Raw genomic sequence first — 19,190 nt, 5'->3', positions numbered from 1 at the left:
CTTCTTTGTGCCCCGGCCCCGCGCCCCGTGGAGCGCGGGATCATCCGATCAATAGGGCATCTTTTCCTTCACCAGCGCCTTCAGGTCCGCCTCTGGCCGCGCGCCGTAATGGCTGATGACCTCGGCGGCGCAGATCGCGCCCTGCACCAGCGCGCCGTCGAGCGGGCGATCGGTCGCCAGCGCGTGCAGCACGCCCGCCGCGAACAGGTCGCCCGCGCCCGTCGTGTCGATCACCGCCGGCACCGGCTGCGCGGCGACTTCGTAGCGGCGGCCCTTGTACATCGCCAGCGCGCCCTTCTCGCTGCGCGTCACCACCAGCACGCCGACTTCGGGCGTCGTCTTGGCGATCGCCGCCTCCAGGTCGTCGGTCTTCCACAGAGCCATCAGCTCGTTCTCGTTGGCGAACAGGATGTCGATCGTCCCATCCTCCACCATGCGGCGGAAATCGTCGCCGTGGCGATCGATGCAGAACACGTCGGAAAGCGTGAAGGCGACCCAGGTCTCGCCCTCGCGCGCGATCTCGATCGCGCGCTTCATCGCCGCGCGCGGCTCTTCCGGGTCCCACAGATAGCCTTCGAGGTAGAGGATCTTGGCGCCGCGGATCATGTCGGCGTCCAGCGCCTCGGCGGGCAGATACTGCGACGCGCCCAGAAACGTGTTCATCGTGCGCTGCCCGTCGGGCGTCACGAAGATCAGGCAGCGCGCGGTGGTCGGCTCGCCGGCGCGTGCGGGGGTAGTGAAATCGACGCCGGCCGCCTTGATGTCATGGGCGAACACCTTGCCAAGCTGGTCGTCGGCGACCTGGCCGATGAAGCCGGCCTTGCCGCCCAGCGCGGCGATCCCTGCGACGGTGTTTGCCGCCGAACCGCCGCTGATCTCCCTGCCCGGTCCCATCTTGCCGTACAGTGCATCCGCCTCTTCGGGCGAGAACATCAACTGCATCGATCCCTTGGTCATGCCTTCATCGGCGATGAACTGGTCCTCGGCCTGCGCCAGGATGTCGACGATGGCGTTGCCGATGGCGACGACGTCGTAGGTCGGGGTGGTCACGTGCTCTGTTCCTTGTAGCCAGTTTCCCGTTCGCCCTGAGCCTGTCGAAGGGCACGTGGCCGCAAAGCGCACCGCCAGTGGAGAGCCGCCCTTCGACAGGCCCAGGGCGAACGGAGGATAGATTGCGCCCTAGGCGACCCTTGCCGCTTCGACAAGCAGGGCGCTATCGTCCGCGGGCTGTGTTCGAAGCGCTCATCCTTTCCGTCCGCCAACTCGGCGACCGCTCCATCCTCGCGGTGCTGGCGAAGTCGCTCGCGCTAACGCTGGCGCTGCTCGCCACGCTCGGTGTCGGCCTGTGGTTCGCCGGCGCCGGCATCGCGCGCTGGGCCGGGCTGGGCGAAGGCGGTGCGGAGATGATCGGCGTCGCCTCGGTGCTCGCCGGCGCGCTGCTCGGCTGGCTGGTGTTTCGCGCGCTGGCGATCGCGGTCGTCGGCATCTTCGCCGACGACGTAGTGGCCGCCGTCGAGGCGAGACATTACCCGACCGCGCTGGTGACAGCCCGCCCGGTCCCCTTCACCCGATCGCTGGCGATGAGCGCGGGATCGGTTGCCCGCACGCTCCTGGTCAACGTCGCGGCGATCCCGCTCTACCTGCTGCTGCTGGCGACGGGCATCGGCACGCCGATCGGCTTCTTCCTGGTCAATGCGCTGCTGCTCGGCCGCGACCTGGGCGACATGGTCGCCGCGCGCCACCGCGCGCCGGGTGAGCTGCCGGCCTTTCGCGCCGGCACGCGCGGGCGGCGCTTCGCGCTCGGCGGCGTCGGCACCGGCCTGCTCCTGATCCCGTTCGTCAACCTGCTCGCGCCTGTGCTCGGCGCCGCGATGGCGACGCACCTGTTCCACCGGAGGCTGTCCCAGTGAAGTTCCTGCCGCTTGCCCTGCTCGCCCTGCCGCTCGCAGCCTGCGCGACCGCGCCCGCCGCGGTGAAGCCCGCCCCGCACATACCGCTGCCGACGCAGCGCCCGATCAGCACCGTCGGGCTGGAACGCGTGATGGGCCAGACGGCGCGCGGCCTGTCGCAAGCATTCGGCACCCCCGACGCCGACGTGGTCGAAGGCGCTGGCCGCAAGCTCCAGTTCGGCAGCCGCATCTGCGTGCTCGACGCCTATCTCTATCCAAAGGATGGCCGCGGCGAACCCGTCGTCACCCATGTCGACGCCCGCCAGCGCGACGGCAGCACGATCGACCGCGCCAGCTGCGTCGCCGCGCTCAGCCGCCGGGACGGGGGGAAGTAGCGCCCAAGCCTAACCCCCGCTCGCCCTGAGCCTGTCGAAGCCCTGCCCTTTTCCTGGTGCCGCACGCCATGCTGCGCGCAAGAAGGGCAGGGCTTCGACAGGCTCAGGGCGAACGGGATTGCCCCAGCCGCTCCAGCGCCCACGTCGCCGCATCCGCCACCACCGCGTCCTCATCCTCCAGCAGCCGCCTGAGCGGCGCCTCCAGCCGCGCATCCCCCGAATTGCCCGCCGCGATCGCCGCGTTGCGCACCATCCGCCCCCGTCCGATCCGCTTGATCGGCGATCCCGCGAACACCTGGCGGAACGCCATATCGTCGAGGTCGAGCAGGTCGGCGAGGCGCGGCGCCATCAGCTCGCTGCGCGGCTGGAACGCCAGATTCGCCGCGGCGGCAACCGCGAACTTGTTCCACGGGCACACGCTCAGGCAATCGTCGCAGCCATAGATGCGGTTGCCGATGCTTTCCCGAAACTCCTCCGGGATCGGCCCCTTGTGCTCGATCGTCAGGTACGAGATGCAGCGCCGCGCATCGAGCCGGTAGGGCGCGGGAAACGCATCGGTCGGGCAGCTGCGCTGGCACGCGTCGCACGATCCGCAGGTGTCGCGCCCCGGCCGGTCGGGCGTCAGCTCCAGCGTGGTGTAGATCGCGCCAAGGAACAGCCAGCTGCCATGGTCGCGGCTGACCAGATTGGTGTGCTTGCCCTGCCACCCCAGCCCCGCTGCCTCTGCCAGCGGCTTCTCCATCACCGGCGCGGTATCGACGAACACCTTCAGGTCCGTCCCCGGCGCGGCCTCGACGAGCCAGCGCGCCAGCGCTTTCAGCGCGCGCTTTACCACATCGTGATAATCGGCCCCCTGCGCATAGACGGAAATGCGTCCGCGATCCCCCACCCCCTCCAGCGCCAGCGGGTCGCGCCCGGGCGCATAGCTCATCCCCAGCGCTATCACGCTGCGCACCTCGGGCCACAGCCCCGCCGGGCGCTCGCGATGGTGCGCGCGCTCCTCCATCCAGATCATCTCGCCGTGCGCGCCGTCCGCCAGCCATTCGCGCAGCCGCACGCCCGCCGCCGGCGCCGCGTCGGCGCGCGCGATTCCGATCGCGGCAAAGCCCAGCTGCACCGCCTTTTCTTTCAATCGCAGTTCGATCGGCTTGTCTTCGCGCACCCCCGCCCGCTACCACGGATACGGATGTGAAGGGGTGAATTTGTGAGCAGCTCTCTGGCCGTCACCGCGAACGGCCTGGTCAAGCGTTTCGGCGGGCGGCGCGTCGTCGATGGTGTCGATATCGCCGTGCCCGCGGGCGCGATCTACGGCGTGCTCGGCCCCAACGGCGCGGGCAAGACGACGACCTTGCGCATGCTGCTCGGCATCATCGAACCGGACGAGGGCGAACGCGCGCTGCTCGGCCGCCCCCATCCGCGCGACGCCAGCGACCAGGTCGGTTACCTGCCCGAGGAACGCGGCCTCTATCCCGGCATGAAGGCGGTCGACGCCATCGCCTTCATGGGCGCGCTGCGCGGGCTGGACTGGCGCACGGGCCGCAAGCGCGCCCGCGAAAGCCTGGAGGCCGCCGGCCTCGGCCACGCCGCCGACCAGAAGATCAAGAAGCTGTCGAAGGGCATGGCCCAGCTCGTCCAGCTTCTCGGCTCGGTCGTCCACGAACCCGATCTGCTGGTGCTGGACGAACCGTTTTCCGGCCTCGATCCGGTCAACCAGGAACGGCTGGAGGCACTGATCGTCGCCCAGCGCGATCGCGGCGCGACCATCCTGTTTTCGACCCACGTCATGGCCCATGCGGAGCGGCTGTGCGACCGGCTGACGATCATCGCCGGCGGCAAGGCCCGGTTCGAGGGGACGGTGGACGACGCCCGCGCCACCCTGCCGGTCAGGGCGCATTACGTGCCGCACCACCCCAATGACGGCATCGCCGCCCTGCTGCCCGCCGATGCGCAGGCGGAAGGGGAAAACGGCTGGGTCTTCACCCTGCCCAAGGAAGGCATCGAAGGGACACTCGTGAAGCTGATCGACGCCGGCTACGGCATTTCCGGCCTCTCGATCGAGCCCGCGCGCCTGCACGACGCCTTCGTCAAGATCGTCGGCCGCGAAGCGCTGGAGCAGGCGGCATGAGCGCGCGCAAGACGATCCGCCAGACGTTGACGGTCGCGCGGCGCGATTTCATCGCGACGGTGTTCACGCCGACGTTCCTCCTGTTTCTGCTCGCTCCGCTCATCATGCTCGGCTTCGGCCTTGTCGGCGGATTGGGCGCGGCGTCCATGGCGTCCAGCGCGACCGAAAAGTCGCGGATCATCGTGCTCGCCAGCGCAGAAGACGGTCGGAGAATGATCGCTGCCGACCGGCGGCTGGCCGAGGCCTTTGCTCGCCGCGACGAAGATGCCGAGGCAAAGGCGTCCTCTCGCCCGTTCGCTCCGCCCCGCCCCCGACGCGGAGGCACCCCGACGCTGTTGATCGAGGCGCCGAAGGGCGATCCGGCCGCTCAGGCCAGAGCAGCGTTCGCCCGCACCGACGTGGAAACCCTCGCCGTCCTCTACGGCCCACTCGACAAGCCGACCGTTCTTCATGCACCAGGTTACGTCAGCCGCGCGACCTATCTGGCGCTGTTGGCGGACGAAGTGATGCGTGATCGCCGATTGGGTTCGGATACGCGATTGTCGACCGCCACCATCCAGCCCTTCAAGACCGAAGCACGCCGGGCCTCCGCATCGAGCGGTAGTCGGGCCGCCTTCTTCACCGTCTTCGGCCTGTTCATCCTCACGCTGATGCTGGCGGGCCAAGCGGTCGGCACGATGGCGGAGGAACGCTCGAACAAGGTGATCGAGATTCTCGCCGCCGCCGTGCCGCTCGAAAGCGTGTTCCTGGGCAAGCTGATCGGCATGTTCGGGGTCGCCATATTGTTCGTCGGCTTCTGGGGGACGATCGTCGTCAACCTCGGCCAGATGCTGCCGCCCAACATCGGCCGCGCCTTTGCCGATGTCGGTCCGGCGACCGGTGCCGCCTTCCCGTTCCTGTTCTTCGCCTATTTCACCATGGCCTATCTGCTGCTGGGCGCGGTGTTCCTCGGCATCGGCGCGCAGGCGAGCACGCCGCGCGAGATCCAGATGCTGTCGCTGCCGATCACCATCTTCCAGGTCGCGATGTTCGGGATGAGCCAGGCCGCCGCGTCCAGCCCCGAATCGACCCTCGCCCGCTTCGCCGAGATTTTCCCGTTCAGCTCCCCCTTCGCGATGGCCGCGCGCGCGGCGAACAGCCCGGAAATCTGGCCCCACCTCCTCGCGCTCGGCTGGCAGGCATTGTGGGTCGCCGCCACCGTCTGGCTCGGCGCCCGCCTGTTCCGCCGCGGCGTCCTGCAATCGGGCAGCCCGGCGTTCTGGAAGCGCAAGAAGGCCGAGGCGGCGGCATAGCCATACCGAGCTCCCGCCTGCGCGGGAGCACCGGGAGCTATTGACATCCATGTAAGTTACGTCATCCTTTCCCAAAAAGGAGAGACGATGATGGCGACGCTTGCCCCGCAGTCCGCAGCCGCGCGCGCGCCGGACCCGCTCGACGTCAGCCGGTCCGAACTCTACCGCGACGACGTGTGGCAGGCGCCCTTCGCCGAAATCCGCGCCAGGGGCGGCATCCACTGGCACGACCAGACCGACTACGGCCCCTTCTGGTCGATCGCGTCTTACAAGCCGATCACGTACATCGAATCGCTGCCCGACGTCTTCTCGTCGCAAGCCGGCGGCATCACCATCGCCGATTTTCGCGAGGGCGTGGACGTGAAGCTGCCGATGTTCATCGCGATGGATCGGCCAAAGCATACCGGCCAGCGCCGCACCGTCGCCCCCGCCTTCACGCCCAGCGAAATGGCGCGGATGACCGACGACATCCGCCGCCGCACCGCCGACATCCTCGACGAACTGCCCATCGGCCGCGAATTCGACTGGGTCGATACCGTCTCGATCGAACTGACCACCCAGATGCTGGCGTTGCTTTTCGACTTCCCGTGGGAAGATCGCCGCAAGCTGACCTTCTGGTCGGACTGGGCCGGCGACATCGAAATCTACAAGGACGAGGCCAAGCGCGCCGAACGGCTGAAGCACATGTTCGAATGCGGCGCCTATTTCCAGCAACTGTGGAATTCGAAGCTGGGCAAGGATCCCACCCCCGACCTCATCAGCATGATGATCCATTCGGACGCGATGGCCGAAATGGACCCGCATGAATTCATAGGCAACCTGATCCTGCTGATCGTCGGCGGCAACGACACGACGCGCAATTCGATGACCGCCTATGCCTACGGCCTGTCGCAATTCCCCGACGAGCGGGCGAAGCTGGAGGCCGATCCGTCGCTGATCCACAACGCCACGCAGGAGATCATCCGCTGGCAGACCCCCCTCGCCCACATGCGCCGCACCGCGACGCAGGATCATGAGGTGGAGGGGCACCTGATCCGTGAAGGCGACAAGGTCGCGCTCTGGTACATCTCCGCCAACCGTGACGAGAGCGTGTTCGACGATCCCGACAGCATCCGCGTCGATCGTCCCAACGCGCGGCGCCATCTGGCGTTCGGCCACGGCATCCACCGCTGCGTCGGCGCGCGGCTGGCCGAACTGCAGATCAGCGTGCTGCTCGAGGAAATGGCGAAACGCCGCCTGCGCGTCGAGGCGGCCGGAGAGCCGGAGCGCGTGCTCGCGAGCTTCGTGCACGGATACCGCAAGCTGCCGGTGGAGGTCGTGCGCTACTGACCGGCGCGCCGCTGTCTCCATCGGTACGGCACCCGGCCTACCGCAAGCACTGCGCGCTTCCTACATCGGCCGGCATGGACACGACCCGCCGCACCCTAATCGCCGGCGCCGCGCTGGCACCCTTCGCCGCCGTCTTCCCAGCCCTCGCGCAGGACAGGGTCACGCTGTCCGACGCCGACTGGCGCAAGCGGCTGTCGCCGGCGGCCTATGACGTGTTGCGCCGGCAGGGCACCGAGCGCCCCTTCACCAGTCCTCTGAACGCGGAGAAGCGTACCGGCGTGTTCGCCTGCGCCGGCTGCGCCCTGCCGGTCTTCACCTCGAAGACGAAGTTCGAAAGCGGCACCGGCTGGCCGAGCTTCTGGGCGCCGCTCCGGGGCACCGTCGCGACCGAGACCGATCGCAGCCTGGGGATGACGCGCGTCGAGGTCCATTGCCGCCGCTGCGCGGGGCACCTCGGCCATGTGTTCGATGACGGGCCGGCGCCGACCGGCAAACGTTACTGCATCAACGGCATCGCGCTGAACTTCAGTCCCCGCGCGGTTTGATCCGGCCTATTCCAGGTCGAGCGTGAACGCCGCGGCGCGGGCCTGGATGTTGGGCACCACCGGCATCGGCGATGCGGCGGCGATCGTCACGCCGGGCAGCGGGCCGGTGTTGGCCGGCGCGTCGTCGGCATAGATGAAGCCGTTGACCGGATAGGTCGAGGTGCCGAGATCGCCGTTGCCGGCATACCATACGCGGACCCGGCTCCAGTCGCCCGCCGCCGACACGTCGATCGCGCGGACGTTGGTTTCGACCCGGCCGCGGTTCGACCAGTTGGCATGGGTCAGCAGCACCTCGCGGTCGCTGACGACACGCGAAACCATCGCGACATGGCCCAGCCGCATGCGACCGGACGATGCGAAAGACATCACCGCGCCTTCGCGGGGCGTGTTGCCACGGGCGTATTTGCTCGCCGCCTGGTTCCACCAGGTATGGGCGTTGCCGAAGATCTGAACGCCGGAGATCAGCCGCGCATAGGGCGCGCACTGCCAGAAGCGCGCTTCCGCCTTGGGGGCCGCGATCGTGCAGAAAAGCAGCGCGGCAGCCGCCGCGAACGCCCGAACCATCATGTCGTGTAAGACCCCCCGGTCTCGTCTGAACCTTCGATGGAGCGGGGGTAGCCGGGCGTGCGCCGGTGGCGAAGCGCCGGGCGATGAACCGCAGGTGAATCCCGACGAAGTGATGGAGGTTCCGGAACCGCAATCGGCTCGTCCCCGCAACGCCTCGCTTCACCGCAGTTGTTGCGCGAAAGCCGCACCCGAATCGCCGATTGCGCGGCCGGACTCGGTTCATCGCATGCCGTGTTGCGACGCAGCGATTTCCGTGTTCGACTGATGAACACCGGACGAACGGATGGTTAAGGGGACGGTTAACCATTCGGGCGCATGATCCGGTTCTCGACTGGGTGGGGTGGGCATAATGACTTCACGCATGAAACCGGCAGAAGGCGCGATGACGCTGGCCGAAATGAAGGAATTCGCGGGCTTTTCGGCGGCGACGCAGCGGTACATCCGCCGTGCGCTGGACATCGGGCTCGATCGCGACGACGCGATGAGCCGCTGGTCCCGCGACGTGGTGGAGGCGGCGAGCATCCGCGCGCAGGCCCGCATGTACGATCGCCTGCCCGAACTGCGCGCGCTGGTGCCCGACGACAGCGGCCTCGACGCGGTCGAGCCGTTCATGGCCCCGCTCGTCACGGTCAGCGCCTTCGATCTGGGCCAGGGTCGCCTGCCGACCTTCTCGGCCTATCGCTTCCTCTACGAACGGCTGCTCGGCGCGGAAGTCCGCCCGTGGCTGCCGGCCGCCTTCTGCGCGGCGGCGGCGCTGCCGACGCTGCACCCGGACCTGCGCCGCAAGCTGCTTCAGTCGATCAGCGAGGCCGCGGCGACCGCCAGCGGCTGGTCGAACCGCAAGCCGGCGTTCTTCCCCTATTGGGTGGAGAAGGTCAGCGACATGGGCCTGGCGCACTAAAAGCGGGCGCCCTGCGATTGCGCAAGCAATCGCAAGAGTCGCCACGTCGGGCAGCGGTGAGAGCAAAGCTCGCAACGTCTGACGACGTGGCGGTCCCCGGCGTATCCGAACCCTACGCCAGCCCGCGAGCGCCGAACTCCTCCACCACCAGCGCATACACCGCCGGCAGCGTCGCCTTCACCGCCACGCGCGTGAATGGCGGCCGGGCCGCACGCCCGTACAGAACCACGCTGGCGCACATCGCGAAGAATTCGAACGGGTTGCTCAGCATATAGGACTGCGCCGGCCAGTCCCCGCTCGCCTTCGCCGCCTCCCACAGCGCCACCACCCGCGGATCGCGGGGACCGCGCATCCGCTCGACCTGCCAGCGATGGACCAGTTCGTGCAGCAGCACCGGATTGTCTGCCGGCTGCACCACCCGGGCGAAGTGGATCGCCGGCACCGCGCGCGTCCGGGTGCCGCGCTCGCGATCGACGTGGATCACCTGCCCGCGGAAGAAGTCCATCGCCGCCCCCGACACCGGCAGCGCCTCGACCAGGCGGACCTGCCCTTCCAGGAACGCCGCGACCGCCGGGTCCGGCGCGGCGCCCTGCCAGTCGATCGCGAAGCCCCGCCGCGCCGCCGCCGCGCGCGGCCACAGCGCCAGTACCGCCGCTCCCGCAATCACGCCGCGCCGGTTTGACAGCGGCCCCGCGCCCCGCGACAGATCGCCCATGATCCGCATCCTCCTCGCCTCGACGGCGCTCGCTCTCGCCACGCCAGCCTATGCCGATCCGGTCGCCGACGCGACCCGCGCGCAGATGCCGCAGCTGACGCAACTCTACCGCGAGCTCCACGCCGCCCCCGAACTCGCGATGCAGGAGGTGAAGACCGCCGCGAAGCTCGCCGCGGAGGCCAGAAAGGCGGGTTTCACCGTGACCGAAAAGGTCGGCGGCACCGGCGTCGTCGCGGTGCTGAGGAACGGCGCCGGCCCCACATTGCTGATTCGCGCCGACATGGACGGCCTGCCGCTGACCGAGGACACCGGCCTGCCCTATGCGTCGAAGGTGCGCGTCACCACCGCCGACGGGGTGGAAACCGGCGTGATGCACGCCTGCGGCCACGACACCCACATGACCGCCTGGGTCGCCACCGCGCGCAACCTGGCGGGCATGAAGGACAAATGGTCCGGCACGCTGGTGATGATCCTCCAGCCCGCGGAGGAAACCGGCGCGGGCGCCAAGGCGATGCTCGACGACGGGCTCTACACGCGCTTTCCAAAGCCCGATTTCGCCATTGCCTTCCACGACAGCGCGTCGCTGCCGGCCGGCACGATCGGCACACGTGACGGCTATATCATGGCGAACGTCGATTCGGTCGACGTGACGGTGAAGGGCATGGGCGGCCATGGCGCCGCGCCGCACTTGACGCGCGATCCGATCGTGCTGGCGTCGCGGATCGTTACCGCGCTCCAGACGCTCGTCGCGCGCGAGCTCGATCCGCAGGAGGCCGGCGTGGTGACCGTCGGCAGCTTCCAGGCCGGCGCGACGCACAATATCATCCCCGATCAGGCGAAGCTGCTGCTCACCGTGCGCAGCTATGCGCCGGAGACGCGCAAGCTGCTACTCGACGGCATCGCGCGGATCGCCCGCGGCGAGGCGATCGCCGCCGGCCTGCCCGAGGATCGCCTGCCCGTGGTGACCTCGCGCGTCGACGCGACCCCCGCGACCTTCAACACCGATCCGCAGACGGCGGCGCTGACCCGCCTGTTCGCCGCGCGCTTCGGCCAGGATCGCGTCACCACCGTCCCCCCCGGCATGGTCGGCGAGGATTTCAGCCGCTACTGGCTGGCCGACAAGTCGATCCAGTCGACCTTGTTCTGGGTCGGCGGCGTCCCGGCAAATCGCTGGGCGGCGACGAACGGCGGCAAGAGCGGCGCGCTCCCCGCGCTCCACAGCCCGCGCTGGGCGCCCGATGCCGAAGCGGTGATCGCCACGGGTGCCGAGGCGCTGACCATGGCGGCGCTCGACATCCTGAAGAAATAGCCGCCCGAAACATGAACGGCGACCGCCCCTTCGGACGGTCGCCGCCATCGGCCGATATCGAAACGCCTATGCGTCGCGCTGGCGGGCCTTCTCGGCGTCCTCGTCATAGCCGGACGACGGCGCCGGGCCGTGGTTGTGAACCGGCTGGGTCGATGCGGGCGGATCGCTCGCGTCCATCGATTCGTCGAGCGCACGGTCGAGCCGGGCTTCCTTGCTCTCGGGGTTGCGCTGCAGCCGCTTTTCGATCGACCGGTCGGTGCCGGCGTCCTTCTGCTGGCTGCGATCGGGCGCATCCTCGTCGGGCGCCGCCGTCATCGTTTCGTCAATCATGTCCTGGATCTGGGTCATAGCCGTCTCCCGGGCCTCTCTCTTGTTGCAGGTTCAGAACGACCGGCCGCCCGACGCGTTCCGGCGCCTGCCGCACAAAAGAAAGGGCCCGGCGGATTTCTCCACCGGGCCCCGAAAGCTCACATTTTCCAGTTCGTTATTCGCGGTTGCCCAGGAACGACAGCAGGAACTGGAACATGTTGACGAAGTCGAGATACAGCGACAGCGCGCCCATGATGACGGCCTTGCCCATCATGTCGGTGCCAGCCACCTGGAAGTACAGCCCCTTGATCCGCTGCGTGTCATAGGCGGTGAGGCCCGCGAAGATCAGCACGCCGATCGCGCTGATCGCCAGGTTGAGCGCCGGCGACTGGAAGAACAGGTTCGCCAGCATCGCGACGATCAGGCCAACCAGACCCATGATAAGGAAGGTGCCGAAACCCGACAGGTCGCGCTTGGTCGTATAGCCGTAGAGGCTCAGCGACAGGAAGGCGACCGCGGTCGAGAAGAAGGTGATCGCGATCGACGGCCCGGTATAGACCAGGAAAATCGCCGACATCGACAGGCCCATCACCGTCGCGAAGGCCCAGAACAGGCCCTGCAGCGCCGCGGTGGACAGGCGATGCATGCCAAAGCTCATCACCATCACGAACGCCAGCGGCGACAGCGCGATGACCCAGCGCAGCGGGGTGGCCATCACCTGCGCGGCGATGCCCGAATAGGCGAAGGCCAGCGCGACGATGCCGGTCAGCAGCACGCCCGAGGCCATGTAGTTGTAGATCGACAGCATGTAGGACCGCAGCCCCGCGTCGTACGCGGCGTCGCGCGTACCGGCGGCGGCATGTGCGAAATTCGCACCTGTCGTCCGGGGATCAGACCAATTTGCCATTTTCCTGACAGCTCCTTTGCCCGGCCGTTCTGCCGGATGAGACGGAATATCGCGGTCGGGCGTTAATTTTTCAAGCAAAACCGGCCTCGCCTCGTCCCGCCGCGCCGCGTAGGGACCTCGCATGCACCGCCTGTTCGTCGCCCTGCGCCCGCCAGCAGACGTCCGCGCGCGCCTGATCGCCGCGATGGGCGGCATCGCCGGCGCCCGGTGGCAGGACGATGCGCAACTCCACATCACGCTGCGCTACATCGGCCCGGTGGCGTCGCATCTCGCGGAAGACATCGCCGCCGCGCTGGAGGGGCTACACGCCCCGCCCGTCACGCTGGCGATCGAGGGCGTCGGGCGGTTCGACAGCGGCCCATGGCCGAACGCCGTGTGGGCCGGCGTCACCCCGCGCGACGCGATCGCCGCGCTTCACCGAAAGATCGACCATGCGCTGGTCCGCGCCGGGCTGGAACCCGAAGGGCGCGCCTATCTGCCGCACGTCACCCTCGCCCGGCTCGGCCGCGATGCCGCCGGCGTCGATCGTTTCCTCGCCGATCAGGCGATGCTGGCAAGCTCGGCGTTCACGCTCGACCATTTCCTGCTCTACGAAAGCCACCTCGGCAGCGGCGGCGCGAGTTACGAGCCTGTCGCGCGCTTTCGCCTGTCGGGTTGATCGACCCGAACACACCGGTTCCCCCTGAGCCTGTCGAAGGGGTGCCCTTCCTCGCCGCCACATGCCTGAAGGTGTGAAGAAGAGCCGCGTTTCGACAAGCCCGGCCCGAACGGTGACGGGAGCATGCCGATCTGGCCCGGCACGCCCCCGAGCCGACCTCACCCCGCCTGGAACACGCCGCAGGCGACGCGGCCGCCCGAATTGCCCGACGGATCGGTCTTCATGTCGTCCGGCCCGGCATGGACGACGAACGCCGCGCCATCGGCATCGAGCAGCCCCGCCATGGTGCCCGACGGCAGCGTGCCGGTCAGCGTACCGCGCCCGTCGGCCGCGACCGTCAGGTTGGGCAGGTCGCCGCCGTGCGGCCCCGCCGGGTTCTGGGTGCCGTGCTGGCGCGACGTCGGGTTCCAGTGTGCCCCGGCACTCGCGAAATCGGGCGCGTCACATCGGCCGATGGTGTGGACGTGGGCGCCGCGCACGCCGGGCGCCAGGCCCGATACGTCGAGCGCGATGCGGATGCCTTGGCCCGTCTCGGTGGCGACGACGCGGCCCACCTCGGTGCCGTCGGCGGTGCGCAGCGTCGCGCTGGCGCCGCCCGGCGGGGTCGCCGCCGCATCGGTCGCGCTCGGCCCGTCGCTGGTCGCGCATCCCGCCGTCAGCAACACCAGGGCCGTCGCCGCCGCCAAATTCCGAATCATGTCCGTCACCCTCTTCGCTATGGTTCGTGCGGCCAATGATCGGGCACGCGGGCGGTTCCGGCAACCCGTCCGCACGTCTCCGCGAGGCAAGAAAAAAGCCCCGGCCGAAACCGGGGCTCTTAGAATTAAGGCTTTGGTAAGAACGGTTTAGCCGTTCACACCCGTGTTGCCTTGGCCGCCGTCCCAGTTACCGGTCATTACCCAGTCCCAGAAACCGCGCACCGGGCGCTGATTCTTCTTCATGTCTGCTCCCCTGTGTCCAGGACGCACCGCCGCAGGACGGCACGCCCAGACACATGTACCGGAACAGGACAGTATTTACAAGTTGGTAACCATCATGCCGCCCACGCATGCTTCCCTTCGGCGACCATGCGGCTCAGGTTGATCAGCTTCATCGGGCGCCCGATCAGATACCCCTGCGCCTTGTCGCATCCCAGGGTCGCCAGTTCGGCAAGGATTTCGCTGGTCTCGACGCCTTCCGCCACAACGCTGCGGCCCAGCGAATGCGCCAATTCTATCGTCGATCGCACCATCAGCCGGTCGCTGGCGTTGCGGTCGATCGACGCGACGAAGCTCTTGTCGATCTTCACTTCGGTGGCCGGAATCTTCTTGAAATATTCGAGCGTCGAGAAGCCGGTGCCATAGTCGTCGATCGACACGTTGATGCCCAGCGAGCCGATCTCTTCCAGCGTGCGAATCGATTGCCGGCCGCTCGTCAGCGCCGCCGATTCGGTGACTTCCAGCGTGAGTCGCTCCGTCGGCAGGCCCGAGTCGGCCAACAGGTCGCGAACCAGCGGCACCAGGCCGGGCTTCTCCAGCAACCGCGCGGAGATGTTGACCGCGACGTCGAACACGATCCCGCGCGCGTGGAACGCCGCCGCCGCCTTGATCGCGTCGCCCAGCACGAAGGCGGTAAGCTTGTCGATGCGGTTGTGCTGTTCGGCGGCCAGCACGAATTCCATCGGGCTGACCTCGCCCTTCTCAGGGTGCGACCAGCGCACCAGCGCCTCGGCCCCGGTGATGCGGCCGCTCGCGATGTCGATCTGCGGCTGGTACGCGACCCAGATCTCGCCCGTGTCGATCGCCGCGTCGAGCCGTCCGAGCAGCGACAGCTTCCATTCGGCGTCGGCCAGCTTGGCGGGGTCATAGGCCTTCCATCGCAGCCCCTCGCCCGCCGCCTCGTCCGCCGCCACCAGCGTCGCGCCGATGCGGTTGGCCAGGCTGCGGCTGTCATCGGCATCGATCCCCAGCGTCACCGACAGGTCGATCGGCCGTCCGTCGACCAGCGCAGGGCTGCGGAACAGCGCGTGCAGCGCGTCGAGCTGGTCGGGACCGGCCACCTCGGGCGCCGTGGTCCACACGAACACGCCCTCGTCCCCCTGGAAGATGCGCGCGCCGCGCGCGCCCAGCGCCAGCCGCCCGACGATCTGTTCGACCAGCGCGCGTTCGTCCTGCGGTGGCAGGGCGGAACTGATCTCGGCGAAGTTGCGCACCCGCGCCGCCGCCACCACCGCGCCGGGCACCGGCGTCTCGCCGCGCAGCGCATTCAGGTTGGGCAGGCCTGACACCGCGTTGATGTCGCCGCGCACCTTGTACGATCGCCGGAAGTTCGACCATGCCCAGGCGATCGCGCTGCCCGCCACCAGCACCAGCGACGGGAACACGTCATAGGCAACGCCCCGCTGTTCGGCGATCAGCGGCAACAGGGTCACGCCGAAGATGCCGGCGGCCAGCGCCGCGCGGCCCAGCCAGCGGTTGCGCGCGAACAGGTGCAGCGCGGACAGCAGCATCGCCATGATCGCCGGGATCAGCCAGCCGAGGTGCCCGCCACGCCCCGCCATCAGCGTCTCGGCCGCCACCACGTTGACGAACACGCCGTTCATCTGGCCGAATCCGGGCAGGTAATAGACGTCGCCCATTTCCGTCGAGGTCGCGCCGATCACCACATCGCGCCCGCGCACCGTGCTCGCATCGAAGTTTCGCCCCAACACGTCGAGCGCACTGACGTGCGGCACGCGCATCGGGCTGATCGCATAGTCGATCGCAAAGGTCTCGTCGGGCGGGCCGGGATGGTTCGCCAGCAGCGCGGACATCGATGGCGCGATCTCGCCCGACATGTCGGTGGCATAGGTCATCGTGCGCACCGCAAAGGCACTGCCATAGTTGGCGGCGACGCTGACGGTGCCGGCATGCGCGCGGAATTCCGGGCGCGGCAACTTGAAGCGGCGCTCGCCCGTGGTCGGATCGCGCGCCTGCATCGCGGCCAGTTCGACGTTGCCCGCGCGTTTCAGCGCGGCGGCCAGGGCGTCGTCGGCCGCTTTGGTCGTCGTCGTCGCGAACGACACGTCGAAGAAGATGCGCTTCGCCCCGGCCGCCTTCAGCCGATCGACGATCTCGGCATGGCGCTGGCGCGGCCACGGCCAGGATCCCAGTTCCTCCAGGCTGCGGTCATCGACGCCGACCACCACGATCTGGCCCGACGGGCTCTGCAACCGCGCCTTGTTGCGCAGCGCGGCCAGCGCATCCTCCAGCGGCTGTGCCAGGCCCAGGGCGCCGATCACCATCGCGGCGATCGTCGCCCACATCAGGATGTTGCGCGCGGATATGCGCCGCGCCCGTTCGGGCGCCGCCCCGGTCGCGGAGGCCGGCCCGGAAGCCGGCGCGGAGGCTGCAATGCGGGCTGGAAACCACTTCACCCGCCCGCGCTAGCGCAACTTGGTTAACGAAGCCTTCTGCGGTCGTCGCCGCGTCGCTCGTTCGTCCTGGTCACATGGCAACCATTCCGGCGACGGCTCGCCGTTAGCGGCGGCCCCCGCCCTCAGCCGCTTGGCAAGTCCGTCGAGATTCCTGCGCAACAGCGCGTCGGTCCGTTGCGCGCTCCCGTGATCGAAATATCCGCCGCCCGCCGCGCGCGCGGCCTCCTGCGCGCGGCGCTTCAGCTCGGCCAGCCCCGGTGCGCCCGCCGGCACCGGCTTGTGCCGCTCGCGCAGCAGCAGGGTCCGCAACAGCGTGTCCGAATAGCGCCGCCGGCTGCCCACCACCTCGCCCCGCACGACGATGGGTTCCTCCCATCCCTCCACCGCGCGCTCCCACGCCACCTGTTCCAGCATCGGCGCGGCGCGGTCCATCGCGGCATCCCACGCGCCGGCGAATTCGGGATCGGCCTTGCGCAGGTTATGCGCCGACGTCTGCGAAATCCGCACCCTCTGGCACGCCTCGCGCACATCGGCGGTCTCGGTCAACGCGCGCAGGAAAGCGCGGCGGCGCAGCGGCGACCAGCCGTCGTGGCGCTTCATCGCCAGCCGGTCGGCCCGCGCGTCCGCCGCCGCCCCGGCCCGCGCCTGCCAGGCGTGCTGATACGCCGTCAGCGCCGCTTCCCACCGCGCATCCAGGTCGGCATCCACCCGCCGCCGCTGGTGCGCCGTCCCCGGATCGCGCCCGATCCGCTCGCACGCCTCGCGCACATTGCCGCTGGCCTCCAGCGCCAGCGCGAATGCCGTGGTCGTATCCGCCGTCCACCGGCGCGGAACCGTCTTCACCACCATGCCGCCTCTCTCCGATCATCGAAACGAGGCAGCCCAGATATACAGGCCGGGGCATGTAGGAAAGAACATTTTGGGAACACCCCGGCTGTCACAAGCTCCCGGACGCACCGACGCAATCTGTCGTCGCACGGGGGGAACACCCGGGCGGCTTCGTGGGCGCCGACTTTCAATCTCAAGCGGCGCCTGCCTGCATGGACAGGAAGAGCGGGCCGCCACGACCGCGATCGCGCCCCTGGCCCAGGCGCGGCGAAGACCTGCGCAACGCTCGACATAAGCCACGCCGCCCGCCGCCATGTTCTCCCGCGGCGCCGCAGCGAAGCATTCTCATCACATCACCGCGTTATTGATGGTTGAGCCGCCATCCTCGTTCGCCTTACTGTGCCGCGCCACTGGTGCCGCCCGCCGGGATGCGAAAGCCAGCTTTCAAGGAGCCGATCCGTGCCCGACCTGCCTGCAGATTCCGAGCTTACGTTCAAGTGGGACAAGTCTCGCGCGGTCGCGAAGGCGGCGGCGGCATTTGCCGGTCGCGTGATCGGCGCCGATCCCCGTTACATCAGCCACGGCGAAATCCAAACCGGCCTCAGTCCGGACGGCAAGGTCTGGGCAAGCGATCTGGCGGGCCTTTATGAAAAGGACTTCCTCGATCTGGACGATGACCGCGATCTGCTCATAGCCCTCGACGGTCAGGGCGAAATCGCCGGCATGGTCGTCCTCGCCTGGGAAGAAACCAGCCGTCGGCGATTCGCGGTTCTCGAAGACATGGCTGTCGATCCCGCGCGGCGATCGCAACGGATCGGTTCACGCCTGCTCGAAGAAGTCGAACGCCGAGTGCGGGAACGCGGGGGCGTTCAATGGATCTTCCTTGAAAGCGGCCTTGGGAACACCCGCGCCCACCATTTCTTCGAACGACATGGCTTTGCCACGACGTCTCACGTCTTTTCCAAAACAATCCTCTAGGCGCCGTGTTTTCTGGGCAACGGCTTCCAGGGACATGGGCTATTGGAACATGGGGTCCGTATGACGACGCATACTGCGGCCGGCACTGAAAAATTATCTTCTGTCTGCGACCTTTCCGTCATCGGCGACTGCTTCGGCCACATTGTCCGTGATCCATCCGCCTTTGCGTCGATAACGGGTTCGATTCTTTCGGCTACCGTTACCAGCCTCGGGTTCCTTTTTGTCTGGTTACAGATCAGGAATTCCCGCCTGATGCACGAAGAGGAGCATCGCTGGAAACGCTCGGAGTTTGTCCGCTCTTTGCTATCCGATATGGCGGATGATCCCAACATTGCCCTTATCACCCGCATTCTGGACTGGCGCGAAGGTCCGGTGAGAATCCCACCCTCTTTTCAGCCGTTGTTCGATCAAATCAGAGCGCGGTCGAGAAGGAAGGCTCCCTGGGACAGCCCTATCGCCGCTCCGACATTTTTTGAGATAAACTGGAGCAGGTTTATCACAAGCCTACAGGTGGTCAGGAACGACAAGCGACCAGAAGCTGAATGGCGCAATCCCGATTGCATCATATATCGAACTTGCTTCGACTCATTTTGTTCTTTTATTCAAGTTTTGGTGGAAGATGTCAGGTCTATCCGCGTTGAACCTTCGGAATATGCTGATTTAGGATATTATTGCCATCGCATCATATTTCCATTGAATGAAAATCGTGAACCAGACTCTGTAGCCGCCGGGGTATTTGAGAGATTTATTGTAGATTATTATAATATAAAGACCTATCGCATTATTCTTATTCAGGCGGAAGTATATGCCCTGACACATGAGGGAGAAAAGAAGCCTTCGGAGTCGGCACTTGCCTGGGACGTTGATTATCCCACGTTGGAAAGCCTCCGGCAGGCTGAACCGCGCAAATCGCTCGCGCGGCGCCTTCGCCAACTGTTCGCTTGATGGTCGCGACGGGGCATTTTGAACAAGCGGGACAGATTTGACGGTCGCGACACGTGAGCGTTGGGCCGCGAGCATCTCGCCCGCCCTCCCACCCCTTCCCCATC

The 19,190-nt window shown here is 67.7% G+C and carries 20 protein-coding genes; 11 read left to right on the top strand and 9 right to left on the bottom strand.

Annotated features, from left to right (window positions below):
- Positions 1-48 precede the first annotated feature (48 nt).
- Positions 49-1,050 carry an adenosine kinase gene (locus tag VYI76_RS12940; protein ID WP_326525212.1) on the bottom strand — a complete coding sequence of 334 codons (1,002 nt, stop codon included), beginning with the start codon at positions 1,048-1,050 and terminating at the stop codon, positions 49-51.
- A 179-nt stretch (positions 1,051-1,229) separates the two neighbouring features.
- Here VYI76_RS12940 and VYI76_RS12935 point away from each other — a divergent pair, with 179 nt between their 5' ends.
- Together VYI76_RS12935 and VYI76_RS12930 are read left to right on the top strand one after the other, a co-directional pair.
- Positions 1,230-1,910 (top strand): EI24 domain-containing protein, encoded by a 681-nt coding sequence (locus VYI76_RS12935; RefSeq protein ID WP_326525211.1) that lies wholly within the window; start codon positions 1,230-1,232, stop codon positions 1,908-1,910.
- Positions 1,907-2,284: a hypothetical protein gene (locus VYI76_RS12930; RefSeq protein ID WP_326525210.1), complete on the top strand. Its 378-nt coding sequence runs from the start codon at positions 1,907-1,909 to the stop codon at positions 2,282-2,284. Before VYI76_RS12935 ends, VYI76_RS12930 begins: the two co-directional genes overlap by 4 nt.
- Before the next feature lie 103 nt (positions 2,285-2,387).
- Here VYI76_RS12930 and queG read toward each other — a convergent pair whose 3' ends face one another.
- Entirely contained in the window at positions 2,388-3,428 is a 1,041-nt protein-coding gene (gene queG / locus VYI76_RS12925) for a tRNA epoxyqueuosine(34) reductase QueG (RefSeq protein ID WP_443018959.1), read from the bottom strand.
- A 60-nt stretch (positions 3,429-3,488) separates the two neighbouring features.
- Between queG and VYI76_RS12920 the strand changes: the two genes are divergently transcribed.
- From VYI76_RS12920 to msrB, 4 genes are all read left to right on the top strand, one after another.
- Complete coding sequence (locus VYI76_RS12920; RefSeq protein ID WP_326525208.1) at positions 3,489-4,409, top strand: ABC transporter ATP-binding protein; 921 nt, start codon at positions 3,489-3,491, stop codon at positions 4,407-4,409.
- On the top strand, positions 4,406-5,701 hold the full coding sequence (locus VYI76_RS12915; RefSeq protein ID WP_326525207.1) for an ABC transporter permease: 1,296 nt from the start codon (positions 4,406-4,408) through the stop codon (positions 5,699-5,701). Before VYI76_RS12920 ends, VYI76_RS12915 begins: the two co-directional genes overlap by 4 nt.
- Before the next feature lie 90 nt (positions 5,702-5,791).
- Positions 5,792-7,030 (top strand): cytochrome P450, encoded by a 1,239-nt coding sequence (locus tag VYI76_RS12910; protein WP_326525252.1) that lies wholly within the window; start codon positions 5,792-5,794, stop codon positions 7,028-7,030.
- A 74-nt stretch (positions 7,031-7,104) separates the two neighbouring features.
- Entirely contained in the window at positions 7,105-7,575 is a 471-nt protein-coding gene (gene msrB, locus VYI76_RS12905) for a peptide-methionine (R)-S-oxide reductase MsrB (protein ID WP_326525206.1), read from the top strand.
- A gap of 6 nt (positions 7,576-7,581) precedes the next feature.
- Here the strand turns inward: msrB and VYI76_RS12900 are convergent, their stop codons facing one another.
- Complete coding sequence (locus VYI76_RS12900; protein ID WP_443018954.1) at positions 7,582-8,142, bottom strand: CHAP domain-containing protein; 561 nt, start codon at positions 8,140-8,142, stop codon at positions 7,582-7,584.
- 349 nt (positions 8,143-8,491) lie between these two features.
- Between VYI76_RS12900 and VYI76_RS12895 the strand changes: the two genes are divergently transcribed.
- Positions 8,492-9,043 (top strand): hypothetical protein, encoded by a 552-nt coding sequence (locus VYI76_RS12895; RefSeq protein WP_326525205.1) that lies wholly within the window; start codon positions 8,492-8,494, stop codon positions 9,041-9,043.
- A 112-nt stretch (positions 9,044-9,155) separates the two neighbouring features.
- On the opposite strand, the gene VYI76_RS12890 is transcribed toward VYI76_RS12895, so the two are convergent.
- Positions 9,156-9,758 carry a hypothetical protein gene (locus tag VYI76_RS12890; RefSeq protein ID WP_326525204.1) on the bottom strand — a complete coding sequence of 201 codons (603 nt, stop codon included), beginning with the start codon at positions 9,756-9,758 and terminating at the stop codon, positions 9,156-9,158.
- On the opposite strand from VYI76_RS12890, the gene VYI76_RS12885 reads away from it, so the two are divergent.
- Positions 9,757-11,067, top strand: a complete 1,311-nt coding sequence (locus VYI76_RS12885; RefSeq protein WP_326525203.1) for an amidohydrolase — start codon at positions 9,757-9,759, stop codon at positions 11,065-11,067. The two genes, VYI76_RS12890 and VYI76_RS12885, sit on opposite strands and share 2 nt — an antisense overlap.
- Before the next feature lie 66 nt (positions 11,068-11,133).
- Here VYI76_RS12885 and VYI76_RS12880 read toward each other — a convergent pair whose 3' ends face one another.
- Together VYI76_RS12880 and VYI76_RS12875 are read right to left on the bottom strand one after the other, a co-directional pair.
- Positions 11,134-11,415 carry a hypothetical protein gene (locus VYI76_RS12880; protein WP_443018953.1) on the bottom strand — a complete coding sequence of 94 codons (282 nt, stop codon included), beginning with the start codon at positions 11,413-11,415 and terminating at the stop codon, positions 11,134-11,136.
- 136 nt (positions 11,416-11,551) lie between these two features.
- The gene (locus VYI76_RS12875) at positions 11,552-12,283 is read right to left on the bottom strand and encodes a Bax inhibitor-1/YccA family protein (protein ID WP_326525202.1); all 732 of its coding nucleotides are present in this window, start codon (positions 12,281-12,283) and stop codon (positions 11,552-11,554) included.
- A gap of 121 nt (positions 12,284-12,404) precedes the next feature.
- On the opposite strand from VYI76_RS12875, the gene thpR reads away from it, so the two are divergent.
- Positions 12,405-12,941 (top strand): RNA 2',3'-cyclic phosphodiesterase, encoded by a 537-nt coding sequence (gene thpR / locus VYI76_RS12870; protein ID WP_326525201.1) that lies wholly within the window; start codon positions 12,405-12,407, stop codon positions 12,939-12,941.
- Positions 12,942-13,099: 158 nt separating this feature from the next.
- On the opposite strand, the gene VYI76_RS12865 is transcribed toward thpR, so the two are convergent.
- From VYI76_RS12865 to VYI76_RS12855, 3 genes are all read right to left on the bottom strand, one after another.
- Complete coding sequence (locus tag VYI76_RS12865) at positions 13,100-13,639, bottom strand: superoxide dismutase family protein (protein WP_326525200.1); 540 nt, start codon at positions 13,637-13,639, stop codon at positions 13,100-13,102.
- Positions 13,640-13,974: 335 nt separating this feature from the next.
- Positions 13,975-16,335, bottom strand: coding sequence for an EAL domain-containing protein (locus VYI76_RS12860; protein ID WP_326525199.1), 2,361 nt, complete (start codon positions 16,333-16,335; stop codon positions 13,975-13,977).
- Positions 16,336-16,344: 9 nt separating this feature from the next.
- Complete coding sequence (locus tag VYI76_RS12855; RefSeq protein WP_326525198.1) at positions 16,345-17,178, bottom strand: hypothetical protein; 834 nt, start codon at positions 17,176-17,178, stop codon at positions 16,345-16,347.
- A gap of 444 nt (positions 17,179-17,622) precedes the next feature.
- Between VYI76_RS12855 and VYI76_RS12850 the strand changes: the two genes are divergently transcribed.
- Together VYI76_RS12850 and VYI76_RS12845 are read left to right on the top strand one after the other, a co-directional pair.
- A complete protein-coding gene (locus VYI76_RS12850) occupies positions 17,623-18,141 on the top strand; it encodes a GNAT family N-acetyltransferase (RefSeq protein WP_326525197.1) in 519 nt (172 codons plus the stop codon).
- A gap of 60 nt (positions 18,142-18,201) precedes the next feature.
- The gene (locus tag VYI76_RS12845) at positions 18,202-19,086 is read left to right on the top strand and encodes a hypothetical protein (protein WP_326525196.1); all 885 of its coding nucleotides are present in this window, start codon (positions 18,202-18,204) and stop codon (positions 19,084-19,086) included.
- The last annotated feature ends 104 nt before the right edge of the window (positions 19,087-19,190 follow it).

The organism is Sphingomonas sp. (assembly GCF_035910975.1).
Taxonomy (GTDB): domain Bacteria; phylum Pseudomonadota; class Alphaproteobacteria; order Sphingomonadales; family Sphingomonadaceae; genus Sphingomonas.
This window is presented reverse-complemented; position numbering and strand designations above follow the sequence as displayed.

What these genes read in the sequence shown, in the direction of transcription:
- VYI76_RS12915 (WP_326525207.1), top strand. Translation starts at nt 4,406, where the DNA reads ATGAGCGCGCGCAAGACGATCCGCCAGACGTTGACGGTCGCGCGGCGC.
- VYI76_RS12910 (WP_326525252.1), top strand. Translation starts at nt 5,792, where the DNA reads ATGGCGACGCTTGCCCCGCAGTCCGCAGCCGCGCGCGCGCCGGACCCG.
- msrB (WP_326525206.1), top strand. Translation starts at nt 7,105, where the DNA reads ATGGACACGACCCGCCGCACCCTAATCGCCGGCGCCGCGCTGGCACCC.
- VYI76_RS12900 (WP_443018954.1), bottom strand. Translation starts at nt 8,142, where the DNA reads ATGATGGTTCGGGCGTTCGCGGCGGCTGCCGCGCTGCTTTTCTGCACG.
- VYI76_RS12895 (WP_326525205.1), top strand. Translation starts at nt 8,492, where the DNA reads ATGACTTCACGCATGAAACCGGCAGAAGGCGCGATGACGCTGGCCGAA.
- VYI76_RS12885 (WP_326525203.1), top strand. Translation starts at nt 9,757, where the DNA reads ATGATCCGCATCCTCCTCGCCTCGACGGCGCTCGCTCTCGCCACGCCA.
- VYI76_RS12890 (WP_326525204.1), bottom strand. Translation starts at nt 9,758, where the DNA reads ATGGGCGATCTGTCGCGGGGCGCGGGGCCGCTGTCAAACCGGCGCGGC.
- VYI76_RS12880 (WP_443018953.1), bottom strand. Translation starts at nt 11,415, where the DNA reads ATGACCCAGATCCAGGACATGATTGACGAAACGATGACGGCGGCGCCC.
- VYI76_RS12875 (WP_326525202.1), bottom strand. Translation starts at nt 12,283, where the DNA reads ATGGCAAATTGGTCTGATCCCCGGACGACAGGTGCGAATTTCGCACAT.
- thpR (WP_326525201.1), top strand. Translation starts at nt 12,405, where the DNA reads ATGCACCGCCTGTTCGTCGCCCTGCGCCCGCCAGCAGACGTCCGCGCG.
- VYI76_RS12865 (WP_326525200.1), bottom strand. Translation starts at nt 13,639, where the DNA reads ATGATTCGGAATTTGGCGGCGGCGACGGCCCTGGTGTTGCTGACGGCG.
- VYI76_RS12845 (WP_326525196.1), top strand. Translation starts at nt 18,202, where the DNA reads ATGACGACGCATACTGCGGCCGGCACTGAAAAATTATCTTCTGTCTGC.